This window comes from Pantoea sp. Nvir, from assembly GCF_009829915.1.
GTDB lineage: Bacteria > Pseudomonadota > Gammaproteobacteria > Enterobacterales > Enterobacteriaceae > Pantoea.
The window spans coordinates 32,704-46,201 of sequence record NZ_SZZW01000004.1 but is presented as its reverse complement, the minus strand read 5'-3'; the positions used below and the strand labels follow the sequence as shown (position 1 = coordinate 46,201).

At 43.8% G+C, this 13,498-nt stretch carries 9 protein-coding genes; 1 reads left to right on the top strand and 8 read right to left on the bottom strand.

Going from position 1 to position 13,498, the window contains the following annotated elements; translation table 11 throughout:
* Positions 1 to 297: 297 nt before the first annotated feature.
* The 7 genes from carB to ribF all read right to left on the bottom strand — a co-directional run bounded on the left by carB (position 298) and on the right by ribF (position 11,342).
* Positions 298 to 3,522 (bottom strand): carbamoyl-phosphate synthase large subunit, encoded by a 3,225-nt coding sequence (carB, locus tag FD729_RS03585; protein WP_159931918.1) that lies wholly within the window; start codon positions 3,520 to 3,522, stop codon positions 298 to 300.
* A gap of 14 nt (positions 3,523 to 3,536) precedes the next feature.
* Positions 3,537 to 4,688 carry a glutamine-hydrolyzing carbamoyl-phosphate synthase small subunit gene (gene carA / locus FD729_RS03580; RefSeq protein ID WP_159931917.1) on the bottom strand — a complete coding sequence of 384 codons (1,152 nt, stop codon included), beginning with the start codon at positions 4,686 to 4,688 and terminating at the stop codon, positions 3,537 to 3,539.
* A 374-nt stretch (positions 4,689 to 5,062) separates the two neighbouring features.
* Positions 5,063 to 5,878, bottom strand: coding sequence for a 4-hydroxy-tetrahydrodipicolinate reductase (gene dapB / locus FD729_RS03575; protein WP_159931916.1), 816 nt, complete (start codon positions 5,876 to 5,878; stop codon positions 5,063 to 5,065).
* A 139-nt stretch (positions 5,879 to 6,017) separates the two neighbouring features.
* Positions 6,018 to 6,974, bottom strand: a complete 957-nt coding sequence (gene ispH / locus FD729_RS03570; protein WP_159931915.1) for a 4-hydroxy-3-methylbut-2-enyl diphosphate reductase — start codon at positions 6,972 to 6,974, stop codon at positions 6,018 to 6,020.
* 85 nt (positions 6,975 to 7,059) lie between these two features.
* Positions 7,060 to 7,566, bottom strand: a complete 507-nt coding sequence (lspA, locus tag FD729_RS03565; RefSeq protein ID WP_159931914.1) for a signal peptidase II — start codon at positions 7,564 to 7,566, stop codon at positions 7,060 to 7,062.
* Positions 7,566 to 10,385 (bottom strand): isoleucine--tRNA ligase, encoded by a 2,820-nt coding sequence (gene ileS / locus FD729_RS03560; RefSeq protein ID WP_159931913.1) that lies wholly within the window; start codon positions 10,383 to 10,385, stop codon positions 7,566 to 7,568. The genes lspA and ileS overlap by 1 nt, the downstream gene beginning before the upstream one ends.
* A 30-nt stretch (positions 10,386 to 10,415) precedes the next feature.
* The gene (gene ribF, locus FD729_RS03555) at positions 10,416 to 11,342 is read right to left on the bottom strand and encodes a bifunctional riboflavin kinase/FAD synthetase (protein ID WP_159931912.1); all 927 of its coding nucleotides are present in this window, start codon (positions 11,340 to 11,342) and stop codon (positions 10,416 to 10,418) included.
* Between the two features lie 295 nt (positions 11,343 to 11,637).
* Between ribF and rpsT the strand changes: the two genes are divergently transcribed.
* On the top strand, positions 11,638 to 11,901 hold the full coding sequence (rpsT, locus tag FD729_RS03550; RefSeq protein ID WP_159931911.1) for a 30S ribosomal protein S20: 264 nt from the start codon (positions 11,638 to 11,640) through the stop codon (positions 11,899 to 11,901).
* Between the two features lie 423 nt (positions 11,902 to 12,324).
* On the opposite strand, the gene dnaJ is transcribed toward rpsT, so the two are convergent.
* Entirely contained in the window at positions 12,325 to 13,449 is a 1,125-nt protein-coding gene (dnaJ, locus tag FD729_RS03545; protein WP_159931910.1) for a molecular chaperone DnaJ, read from the bottom strand.
* Positions 13,450 to 13,498: the final 49 nt, after the last annotated feature.

The window sequence follows — 13,498 nt, the reverse complement described above, 5'->3', positions numbered from 1 at the left end:
CCAAAACCGGATAAATATAAAAATTTTAACTTCTATATACCATATTTTACTATTGAGTGTTATTAAACTGCTATTTGCTATTGCTTGGATTACCTTTTCATGACAATGCCACTGCACTTCAGTCAGTAATTACGTTCAAACAATGAACGGAGAAAGAGTCATTAGCTCTATTATCAATACTAAACCTAAACCAAAGATAAACACGGGAAAATTTCTATTTTTAATATTATTTATTAACCTGAAATATTCTTTATAAAAAATCGACTGAATAATTGTTGGTCTAATGTAGTTAAACCCTTAACTCTTAATTAATGCGTGCATCTCTTGGACAGAAATAATTTTTTCCGTTGGGTCGGCATTCAGCGACAACGCAGTAGCAAAACCTCCGTTTAGAGTAGTATCATAGTGTACTTTGTACTGTAGCGCGCTATGACGAATTATGTATGAATCTTCAATCGCCTGACGCCCCGCAGTAGTATTGACGATATAGGCGTACTCACCATTTTTTAGACGATCCTGAATATGCGGACTTCCTTCGTGTACTTTATTCACTAGACGTGGATTAATACCAGCTTCACTTAGTACAACTGCAGTGCCGTGCGTAGCGTCCAGCTCAAAACCAACTTTCAATAGCTTTGCCGCTAGATCTACGATACGCTTCTTGTCGCCTTCACGTACAGACAGTAGGGCACGCCCGCTTTTCTTCATATTGCTCTGTGCAGCCAGCATAGCTTTTGAGAACGCTTCAGCAAAGGTACGACCGATGCCCATCACTTCGCCGGTAGAACGCATTTCCGGTCCAAGAATTGGATCAACACCTTGGAATTTCTTGAACGGCAGTACTACCTCTTTAACTGAATAGTAAGGCGGAATCACTTCTTTAGTTATACCCTGCTTTGCTAGGGTTTTGCCCGTGATTACACGTGCTGCTACTTTCGCTAATGGTACGCCGGTGGCTTTAGAGACGAAAGGCACAGTACGTGCGACACGAGGGTTAACCTCAATTAGATATACCTCATTGTCCTTCACTGCGAACTGCACATTCATTAAGCCATGTACTTTGAGTTCAAAGGCCAATTTTTCCACTTGCTGGCGCATCACGTTCTGAATATCCTGGTTCAACGTATAGGCTGGCAGTGAACAGGCAGAGTCGCCAGAATGCACACCTGCCTGCTCGATGTGTTCCATGATGCCGCCAATCAGTACATGCTCACCATCACAGATTGCATCGACATCTACTTCTACTGCATCATCCAAAAAGCCGTCTAGTAGAACCGGCGCATCATTAGAGACAGAAACGGCGTTATGAAAGTAGCACTTCAAATCGATCTCATCATAGATGATTTCCATTGCACGACCGCCTAGTACATAAGAAGGACGTACTACCAACGGATAACCGATTCGAGCTGCTTTTTCAACTGCTTGCTCAAATGTGGTCACTGTAGCATTAGAAGGTTGCTTCAAATTCAGGTGCTCAACAACCTTTTGAAAACGTTCGCGGTCTTCTGCTCGATCAATAGCATCTGGACTGGTGCCAATTATTGGTACTCCAGCCGCTTCCAGCGCCCGCGCCAGTTTCAGAGGAGTTTGGCCACCATACTGCACGATCACGCCTTTTGGCTTTTCAATTCGCACAATTTCCAGCACATCCTCTAAAGTGATCGGTTCAAAGTAGAGACGGTCAGAGATGTCGTAGTCAGTAGAGAGAGTTTCAGGGTTGCAGTTTACCATAATAGTTTCAAAACCATCTTCACGTAGTGCCAACGCAGCATGAACACAGCAGTAATCGAACTCAATACCTTGTCCAATACGGTTTGGTCCACCTCCCAGCACTATAATTTTTTCGCGATCATGGTTTGGGTTAGACTCGCACTCATCTTCATAGGTAGAGTACATATAGGCAGTATTAGTAGCAAACTCGGCAGCGCAGGTATCAACACGCTTATATACTGGATGCAGGTTGTACTGCTCGCGCAACTTACGAATCTCACCTTCAGTAATTCCCGCTAGCGCTGCTAGACGCGCATCAGCAAAACCTTTACGCTTTAGCACACGTAGAAAATGTCGACTCAGGCTATTAACCCCTTTAGATAAAACACATTCTTCCAGACGTACCAGTTCTTCAATCTGGACTAAGAACCACCGGTCGATTTTGGTGAGGTTATAAATAGTATCCACGGACATGCCCGCACGGAACGCATCGGTAATGTACCAGATACGCTCGGCACCGGCATATTTTAACTCACGGCGGATGTACATTAGAACATCAGTGTCGTCAAGAGAAACTTTTGGATCAAATCCGGTTGCACCTACTTCTAAGCTGCGCAAGGCTTTTTGTATTGATTCTTGGAAAGTACGACCAATTGCCATAACCTCACCCATTGATTTCATCTGGGTAGTTAGACGGTCGTTAGCACCAGCGAACTTTTCAAAGTTAAAGCGTGGTATTTTAGTAACTACGTAGTCGATAGAAGGCTCAAACGATGCTGGGGTCAGGCCGCAGGTGATATCATTCATCAGCTCATCAAGCGTAAAGCCGACAGCCAGCTTAGCTGCCACCTTAGCGATTGGAAACCCAGTTGCTTTAGACGCAAGCGCAGAAGAGCGCGATACACGCGGATTCATCTCAATAACAATCAGGCGTCCATTATCTGGATTGACCGCAAACTGCACATTAGAACCACCTGTTTCCAATCCTATCTCACGCAGCACCGCTAGTGAAGCGTTACGCATGATCTGATACTCTTTATCGGTTAGAGTCTGCGCTGGTGCCACAGTGATAGAGTCTCCGGTATGAATGCCCATGGAATCGAAATTCTCGATAGAGCAAACTACGATGCAATTATCATTCTTATCACGCACCACCTCCATTTCATACTCTTTCCAGCCAATCAGTGATTCGTCAATAAGTAGCTCATTAGTTGGTGATTGATCTAAGCCCAGTACGCAAATCTCTTCAAAATCTTCTCGATTATAGGCGATACCTCCTCCGGTTCCGCCCATGGTGAATGAAGGACGAATGATACATGGGAAACCAACCTCTTCGGTAACTTGCAGCGCTTCTTCTATGGTATGAGCGATGCCTGAACGCGCGGTTTCCAGGCCAATAGCTTTCATTGCCTTATCGAAGTGCTGACGATCTTCTGCCTTATTAATAGCGTCTGCCGTGGCACCAATCATTTCGACGCCGAACTCTTCTAGCACACCCCGACGCTCCAACTCTAACGCACAATTTAGTGCTGTCTGCCCCCCCATGGTCGGCAACACTGCATCCGGGCGCTCTTTTTTAATAATTTTGCATACTATTTCCCAGCAGATAGGCTCAATGTAAGTAGCATCTGCCATCTCCGGATCTGTCATAATGGTCGCTGGATTAGAATTAACCAAAATAACACGGTACCCTTCTTCACGTAGTGCTTTACATGCTTGCGCACCGGAATAATCAAATTCACAAGCCTGACCAATAACAATCGGGCCAGCCCCCAATATAAGGATGGATTTTATATCTATACGTTTCGGCATTTTAGGATTCCTGATTACCTAGCTTTTGAACGGTAGGCTTCGATCAGTTTAATAAAGTGGTCAAACAGTGGTGCTGCATCATATGGTCCTGGACTCGCTTCTGGATGTCCTTGGAAGCTAAACGCAGGTTTATCGGTACGGTGAATGCCCTGTACAGTTTTGTCAAACAGTGAAACGTGCGTCACACGTAGATTAGAAGGCAAGTGGGAGTCATCAACTGCGAAACCATGGTTTTGTGTTGTGATTATAATATGATTATTGGTTATATCTTGTACCGGATGGTTACTGCCGTGATGACCGAGCTTCATTTTTATAGTTTTTGCCCCACTCGCCAGTGCTAGCAGCTGGTGGCCGAAACAAATACCAAACATGGGAATGTCAGTTTTGAGAAAATTCTTAATTGCTGTTATAGCATAGTAGCATGGCTCCGGATCTCCTGGCCCATTAGAAAGAAAAATACCGTCCGGATTAAGTTTTAACACCTCATGTGCAGGGGTCTTCGCCGGCATTACTGTCAGGCGACAGCCACGATCCACTAACATACGAAATATATTAAATTTAACACCATAATCATAGGCCACGACATGATAAGGGAGCGCATCAGCGCGCTGTCGTTCTCCCAGTAACCCATATTTTAGATTCCAGGAGCCTTGCAACCAGATGTAAGGTTCTTTTGTTGTAATTTTTTCTACTAAATCTATTCCTTTTAGACCAGGAAAGGACTGCGCTTTCCGTAGCGCCTTCTCTTCGTCTATGTTATCGCCAGCTATGATACAGCCATTCTGTGCCCCTTTATCACGCAATAAACGTGTCAACTTTCGCGTGTCTATATCAGCGATAGCTACGATATTGTTGCGCTGAAGATAAGCCGACAAACTCTCGTTGCTACGAAAGTTACTGGCAATAAGAGGTAAATCACGGATAACTAACCCTCGTGCATGAATTTGGGCTGATTCTGCATCGTCAGCGTTAGTGCCAACATTTCCGATATGGGGGTAAGTGAGGGTAACTAATTGATGGGAATAGGAAGGATCAGTAAGAATTTCTTGATAACCGGTCATTGACGTATTAAAAACAACCTCCCCCACGGCCGATCCCGTTACCCCAATGGCCCGACCGTGAAATTGGGTTCCGTCTTCCAGAACCAAGAGTGCTGACTTAATCAAAACATCCTCCAGGTGATAAACAGTCAGAACATGTGCATATTAACTCAATAATTAAGCCATGAATCTAAGTAAAATCACCATAATAGTAGATTCTCGTTAAATTGAGACCATTCTAATGAGTAGCCTATTGATTGTCTACAATCCGAGCTATTTTTTGCCTTTGCTGATCTTAGAAGAAAAATCTCGGCAAATTGCGAAAATATGATCAATTTATAAGTCAATGAATACTAAAAAGCTAAACTTATGACAGATTAATTATACGTAGAAAGTAAAGGAAAATTTCTCGACAAGATTTTCAGAGATGACCGCATTAAGTGATTCACTTGATATTTTTTAAATTACAGCAACCACTATATAATTATGTTTCGTAATATTCACAACATGGATAAATCCAACACATCATGCATATCGTAAATTCCGGATTTTTTGTCCTTTAACCACAAAGCTGCCTTAACTGCACCTTTCGCAAAGATCATGCGACTGGATGCTTTATGAGTAATCTCTACACGTTCGCCAATATCAGCAAACATAGCTGTGTGATCACCAATAATATCGCCAGCACGTACTGTGGCAAAACCAATAGTTTGGGGCTTGCGCTCGCCGGTATAATCTTTACGCGCATAGATAACATGCTCATCGAAATTCCAGCTCATAGCGTCAGCAATAGCTTCCCCCATTGCCAGTGCAGTACCTGACGGGGCATCGACTTTATGACGATGATGAGCTTCAACAATCTCTATGTCTGCATAGTCGCCCATTACTTTCGCCGTCTTCTCTATCAACTTAAGTACCAAATTAATACCAACACTGAAATTTGCAGAGAAGACGATACCTATATCAGCGGCAGCTGCCTGAATTGCCGCTTTACCTCCTTTATCAAAGCCGGTAGTACCAATTACCATCGCTTTTTTGTATTCACGACATAAACCCAAATAGTATAAAGTGCCTTCAGGACGTGTAAAGTCCACTAGTACATCGAAATCATTCATCACGCTCTGTAAATTATCAGTAATGATGACACCGTTTTTACACAGCCCTGTCACTTCACCTACATCTCTGCCCACAAAAGAGGATCCTAAGCGTACTAATGCTGCGCTGATCTCAACGCCCTCAGCCTGCTGCGTCGCTTCAATTAAATTACGTCCCATACTTCCTAACGTACCTGCAATGGCAATTCGATAATTTTCCATATTTATTTATTCCTAATGCAAATAATGCATATTAGTGCAATCAGTATAATGTTCAGTTAATAACCAAGCTATTGCTAATCCGAGATAATTAGAATTATAAATTAAGCATCTCCAAATTATGGGTAAAGATAATCTTACCCTACTGTAAAATATGCACATCAACACGTAATTCTTTGGGAACTTCAAACACAATCTTTTTTTCTTTACGTCCGGTCATCTCAATTATGGTTTTACCACCTAGCTTACACAAACGTTGGATAACCTGTTGCACTAGAATCTCCGGGGCTGATGCGCCTGCGGTGACGCCAGTACACACAACCCCTTTGACCCAACTTTCTTGGATATCGTCTGCTGAATCAATCAGCTTTACCAATTTGCCAGCTTGATGCGCAAGTTCTGCTAGACGATTAGAATTAGACGAGTTATTCGAACCCACCACCAGTACTAGCTCTGCAGTGCGTGCTAATACGCTTACTGCTTCCTGACGATTAGTGGTAGCGTAGCATATATCCTCCTTACGTGGACCTATAATACCCGGGAACCGTATACGGAGTGCATCAATAATCCCAGAAGTATGGCCTACCGACAGCGTAGTCTGCGTCATAAAACAGAGATTCCTCTCATCCTTTATCTGGAGCTTAAATACATCCTCAAGCGATTCCACTAGATATATACCTCCATTGGGATTGCTGTACTGGCCCATTGTGCCCTCTACTTCTGGATGTCCTCCATGACCTATAAGGATCGCCTCTACTCCTTTACGACTAGCGCGTGCAACTTCCATATGAACTTTCGTTACCAGTGGGCAAGTAGCATCAAACAACATGGTAAGATTACGCGCTTTAGCTTGGGTACGTACTACCTGTGACACACCATGCGCAGAGAAAATTAGGACAGCATTATCTGGAACTTCGCTAATTTCTTCGATAAAAATTGCGCCTCGCTCGTGCAGACTATTCACTACATAGCGGTTATGCACTACTTCGTGACGAACGTAGACCGGAGCTCCATACATATTTAACGCACCCTCCACAATACTAATGGCGCGATTGACTCCAGCGCAAAACCCGCGCGGATTAGCTAGCAGAATGTACATTATTTGCCTCTATGACCCGGTGAATCTTTACTATGCTAAGTTCAAAATGAACCTAACATGCCATTGTGCTCTATAAAACTTGTCATCACTTTTTCCTGTGTTTCTTGTTTGCTAGATAGACTAAACAACCATCCAACACCACTAACGTAGTCCCGATACAAATTCCGCAGTCAGCGATATTGAAGGTTGCGAAATGCCAATCACCAACATAGAAATCAATAAAGTCGAAAACAAATCCATGATAAGCACGATCAAACAGATTGCCTGCGGAGCCACCGATGATCAGCGCGTAGGCAATATTAGTGATTTTTTGGCTAGCGCAGTTGCGATACATGATAACCAATAGCGCTACTATGATAGAGATGGCAACACCCGTAAAGAACCAGCGCTGCCAACCGCTTTTATTCGCCAGGAAGCTGAACGCCGCACCATAGTTGCGTGTATAAAAGAAATTAAGGAACAACATTATTGGCTGCGTTTCATACAACATCATGTGATGCATTACCCACTGTTTACTGGAAATATCCATCAGGATAACTACCAACACCAGCCATATCCACCTTAACCCAGTTGAGAGAATAGGTTTACACATTAAGCAAATTTACGCTCTTCGCCACTACCAGCCAAGTTGTTGTAACAACGACCGCACACAGCTATATGTTCCACGTTCTGTCCGACATCCTTAGTGTAGTGCCAGCAACGTGGGCATTTATCACCTTCTGCTTTACTCAGCGCAATTTTTAAACCTTGCACCAATTCGCTCTGCTGAGCTACATCACTAGCAAGCGCGTAGTCTGCCACTATTGCATTTGAGGTAAGTAGCACAAAACGCAGCTCACTGCCCAGTGCCTGTAACTTAGATAAGAGTGGCACATCTGCATAAAGTGTGACGCTAACTTCTAGCGCTCCTCCGATGCGTTTATCAGCTCGCACCCTCTCGATCGCTTTGTTGACCTCACCGCGTACCTTCATCAGCTCCGTCCAGTAGGCGTTGTTAAGCGCTTCGTTATGTGACAGGCCAAACAGTCCTTGATACCATTCTTCTGTAAAAATATACTGAGAGCGGTTGCCTGGTAGATAGCCCCATATTTCATCTGAAGTAAGAGACATGATCGGTGCGATCCAGCGCACTAATGCCTCAATAATATGCCACAGTGCGGTTTGGCAGCTACGACGTGCTAAGCTGTCTTGCTTCACGGTGTACTGACGATCCTTGATAATATCAAGATAAAAAGAGCCCATCTCTATTGAGCAGAATTGCATCAGACGTTGAATAACTTCATGAAAATTATATTTGGTATAGGAAGCGATGATATCCTTCTGAGCGGACTGCGCACAGCCCACCGCCCAGCGATCTAGCACAACCATCTCTTCCGGTTTAACAGCATTAGCTTGGGGATTGAAGCCTTTAAGGTTCGCTAGTAGGAACCGTGCGGTATTACGGATGCGACGATATACATCAGCAGAACTTTTCAAGATCCTCTCAGAGACTGCCATCTCGCCGGAATAATCGGTAGAGGCAACCCATAACCGCAGAATATCAGCACCTAGTTTGTTTATTATATCCTGAGGGGATATGGTATTACCCACTGACTTAGACATCTTATGGCCTTGACCATCTACGATAAAACCATGTGTTAGGACTTGGCGGTAAGGTGCTTTTCCTGTCATTGCCGTGGAGATCATTAGTGATGACATAAACCAACCGCGATGCTGGTCAGAGCCTTCTAGATACATATCTGCAGAATGACCGCTAAATTCTGGACGTGTGTTAACGACTGAGTAACTGGTAGATCCGGAATCGAACCAAACGTCTAAAGTATCCAGCACCTTTACGTAATTGTCAGCATCATGTCCCAGTAGATCACGGGGATCTAGATCCCACCACGCTTGAATACCATTCTGCTCAATGCACTGGGCAACTTTTTCTATCAATAATAGAGTATTAGGATGTAGCTCTTCCGTATCTTTATGTACAAAGAGAGCCATCGGAATACCCCAAGTACGCTGACGAGAAATACACCAATCTGGACGATTCTCGACCATAGCCTTGATACGCGCACGGCCCCAATCTGGGATCCACTGCACTTTTTTGATTTCTTGCAGCGACTGAGTGCGTAGTCCGTTCTGATCCATACCAATAAACCACTGGGGAGTAGCGCGGAATATAATTGGCGTTTTATGGCGCCAGCAATGCGGATAACTGTGTAACATGCTTTCCATATGTAGTAGTGCTCCCTTATCTTTCAGAAGTTGCACAATAACGTCATTAGCTTTAAAAACATTCAGGCCATCCAACGTAGGATATGTGCCCGGAAGATATGTACCATCCGGACCGACTATATTTGCTATTTCAATGGCATATTTCTTGCCGACAACATAGTCGTGCGTACCGTGCCCGGGAGCGGTATGTACAACACCAGTACCAGAATCAAGCATAACGTGCTCGCTTAGCACCACCGGTGACGCTATATTCACTAGGAAAGGATGCTGGAAGGTAAGACGTTCCAACATCGCGCCTTTGCATTCCCCGAGTACCTTCCACTTCATGACACCTATGCGCTTCATTAGATTACCCAATAGAGCTTTTGCAAGGATCAGCGCACGGCCGTCGATCTGGACAAGTTGATAATCAAACTCTGGATGTAATGAGATCGCGCGGTTAGCAGGTATGGTCCAAGGCGTGGTAGTCCAAATGACTAATGAGATCGGACCGTTGACAGATACGCAGCCGAATTTAGCGAGCACTGCGTTGGAATCAACTGTGGTGAAGATCACGTCGATAGAAGGAGAAATTTTATCAAAGTACTCAACTTCAGCTTCCGCTAACGCTGAACGGCAGTCAAGACACCAGTGCACTGGTTTTACTCCTTTATGGAGATGACCATTACCGATAATTTTGCCAAATGCTCGTATAATATTGGCTTCTGTCTGGAAGTTCATCGTCATATAGGGATGTTGCCAGTCTCCCAGTACACCGAGACGGATAAAGTCCGCTTTTTGCTTTCCTATTTGCTCGGTAACATATTTACGGCAAGCTGCTCTGAACTCTGATGCAGTCACTTTTTCACCTGGCTTGCCGATCATCTGTTCAACTTTGTACTCAATTGGTAGCCCATGACAGTCCCAACCTGGAACGTAAGGAGAATCAAATCCTGCCATACCTTTTGACTTAATGATAATGTCTTTTAAAATCTTGTTAACTGCGTGACCAATATGAATATTGCCGTTTGCATAGGGAGGACCATCATGTAAAATAAAAGTTTTCTTTCCTTTTTTAGCCTTGCGTATGATGTCGTATAGGTTATCATCATACCAACGTTGTAGTATTCCCAGCTCGCGGATAGGAAGGTCGCCACGCATCGAAAATTTTGTTTCTGGCAAATTTAGGGTGGATTTATAATTATGCATAAGAGTATATTTACCTTACTTTTTTTAGTATTAAAGCCCAAAAAAGCCTCGAGCTATTATCACGTCTTTCGCAATTTGTTCTTTCAAAGCTTCTAGCGATGAAAAGCACTGCTCATCCCGTATCTTATGCTTTAGCACTACATTAATACGCTTTCCATATAGATGCATATTGATATCAAGTAGGTGAACTTCAAGCTGTTGGCGTATTCCTCTTACCGTCGGCCGGTTACCTATATTGGCGATACCTGGAATCGGCCTTGACTCTAGGCCAAGTACTTCTACTATATAAACACCTTTCATCGGCGAGACAATGCGGTGTAAGAGAAGATTTGCGGTGGGGAAACCAATAGTGCGTCCTATCGCATCACCATAAACAACTCGTCCAGAAATACTAAAAGGATGACCCAGTAGAGTTTGTGCCAACGATAAATCATTATTAGCCAGTGCCTGACGAACAGCTGTGCTACTAATACGCCTGCCACCGTTGCAGAAAGTTTCTGTGCTAACTACGTCAAAGCCATATTTAGCACCGGCCCTCCGTAATAACAAGAAATCTCCCTGACGACCAGCACCAAAGCGGAAATCATCGCCAACAGCCAAATATTTAACACTGAGCTTCTTTACTAGAAGCTCAGTGATAAAATCCTGTACCGACTGCGTCGCAAAGCCACGATCAAAGCGCACGCAAAGCACGTAGTCAACTCTAGCTTCTGATAAATATTTAAGTTTTTCCCTTAATCTTGTCAGACGTGCAGGTGCATTATTTCTAGCAAATAGCTCTAGCGGCTGTGGTTCAAACAACATCACCATAACCGGAAGCTGGCGTTTATTTCCCTCTTTGCATAGTCGTGACATTAACGCTTGATGACCACGATGTACGCCGTCAAAGTTACCAATCGTCAAGACGCAACCCTGATGCTGCTCGTTCAGATTATGAATACCACGGATAAACTTCATGGCTGACCCAACCCGGTGGAAATCGACTAATTATATCCTTGAAACTGGCGAAGGTTAACCAGTGAGTGGTACCTTTCTGAAGCATGAAACGCCATTGTCCCGAACCTGGCACATGTAATACGCTTATGTAAAAATTTTATTATGAAAAGGTGTATTAAAAGAGGAGAACCTGGTAGGATCTAGCGGTTTTAGGATGGTGATGCTTTTACATAAATATTTTGACAAAAAAACAGATCGAAAGGCGTAGTCCTCAGCCTTTACTTTGTCAGTGTAGAATACAACTAGGAGTTAACACTTGGCTAATATTAAATCAGCTAAGAAACGTGCTATAACATCTGAAAAACGTCGTAAGCATAATGCAAGCCGTCGTTCTATGATGCGGACATTAGTTAAGAATGTGTACTCCGCGATTGCGTCTGAAGATAAAACTGCTGCAGAGAACGCATTCAACAAAATGCAACCTATTGTAGATCGTCAAGCCGCTAGAGGCCTTATTCACAAGAATAAAGCAGCACGATACAAAGCCAATCTTTTTGCTCAGATCAAAAAGATGACGTAAACACACACTAATGCCGTTTTTCAATAAAACGGCATTTTACCAGTTCTTCTCTTTACTAGTTCTTCTGATTTTATGCAGTAGGGTCCCCTATGAAAACTAGATAGTGCGCTACGCTCTATCATTTGCTCGAACATGCGTGAAAAAACTATCTTTACCCAACAGACATACATATATTTATGCGCAGCATGTTGTATTATTTTCAATAACTTCGCTGCGCACGTTAAAATAGTTAAATGGACTATCCCATCAAAGCAGCTGCAACGAACAGCACTACACCGGCTCATAGCATCTATGCATAGTGCTATCTAATATTTGTGCCATCTTTCTAAGTAATTAATACTCCCCAGCAAACAGCTTTGGGACGATAACTGCAGTAGTTTACAACACTTTCATGGAAAATCAAGGAACAAGAATATGCAGTAATTAACGGGTTAAATCGTCAAAAAACTTCTTCACACCATCGAAAAAGCTCTTAGAACGTGGACTATTATGCTCACCAGTTGGTCCGCCGAAACTTTCCCCAAGATCATGCAATAGTTTTTTTTGTTTTTCATTCAAATTAACAGGTGTTTCAACTACTACACGGCATAGTAGATCACCAACCGTACCTCCACGTACAGATCGTACGCCTTTGCCACGCATACGGAATAACTTGTCCGTCTGAGTTTCAGAAGGAACTTTCAGCTTCACGCGTCCATCCAGTGTAGGAACTTCAATCTCGCCTCCTAGAGCCGCCATAGCGAAGTTAATTGGTACTTCGCAGTAGAGATTATTATCTTCTCTCTTGAAGATCGGGTGTTGCTTCACTGATACTTGAACATAAAGATCCCCAGCGGGAGCGCCCTGCGCACCTGCTTCTCCTTCACCACTGAGACGGATACGGTCTCCCATATCCACACCTGAAGGAATTTTTACTGATAAAACTTTTGATTTTTCAATGCGGCCTCTGCCATGACAGGCGTTGCAAGGATCTTTAATCACAGAGCCACGACCCTGACAGGTCGGACATGTCTGTTGCACGGTAAAAAAGCCCTGACGCATCTGTACCTGACCTGTGCCATGGCAAGTTGGACAGTTTTGTGACTGTGTACCCGTTTTTGCGCCGCTGCCGTGACAGATATCGCACTCCTGCAACGTCGGAATACGTATCTCTTTAGTTACACCACGCACTGCTTCTTTTAGAGTTAACTCCATGTTGTAGCATAAATCGGAGCCGCGTGCAGCGCGTTGACGACGACCGCCACCAAAAATGTCACCAAAGACATCACCAAAAATATCGCTGAAATTTGCACCGCCGCCAAATCCACTACCCATATCGCCTTGTTCAAACGCTGCATGGCCGTATTGATCGTACGCCGTACGTTTCTGTGGATCAGTTAAGATCTCATAAGCTTCTTTAACCTCTTTAAATTTGGCTTCAGCCTTTTTGTTATCCGGATTGCGATCTGGGTGATACTTCATTGCCAGGCGCTTATACGCCTTTTTAATTTCACGTTCGTCTGCGGATTTAGAGATGCCTAGAATCTCGTAGTAGTCACTTTTCGCCATTTTTAACCCTTCACATGCTCGCACGGGCGTAGAGAATTTCCTACACCCG

Bases quoted from the DNA above. Each gene is read 5' to 3' on its own strand.
- carB (WP_159931918.1), bottom strand. From the start codon at position 3,522: ATGCCGAAACGTATAGATATAAAATCCATCCTTATATTGGGGGCTGGC.
- dapB (WP_159931916.1), bottom strand. From the start codon at position 5,878: ATGGAAAATTATCGAATTGCCATTGCAGGTACGTTAGGAAGTATGGGA.
- ispH (WP_159931915.1), bottom strand. From the start codon at position 6,974: ATGTACATTCTGCTAGCTAATCCGCGCGGGTTTTGCGCTGGAGTCAAT.
- lspA (WP_159931914.1), bottom strand. From the start codon at position 7,566: ATGTGTAAACCTATTCTCTCAACTGGGTTAAGGTGGATATGGCTGGTG.
- ileS (WP_159931913.1), bottom strand. From the start codon at position 10,385: ATGCATAATTATAAATCCACCCTAAATTTGCCAGAAACAAAATTTTCG.
- ribF (WP_159931912.1), bottom strand. From the start codon at position 11,342: ATGAAGTTTATCCGTGGTATTCATAATCTGAACGAGCAGCATCAGGGT.
- dnaJ (WP_159931910.1), bottom strand. From the start codon at position 13,449: ATGGCGAAAAGTGACTACTACGAGATTCTAGGCATCTCTAAATCCGCA.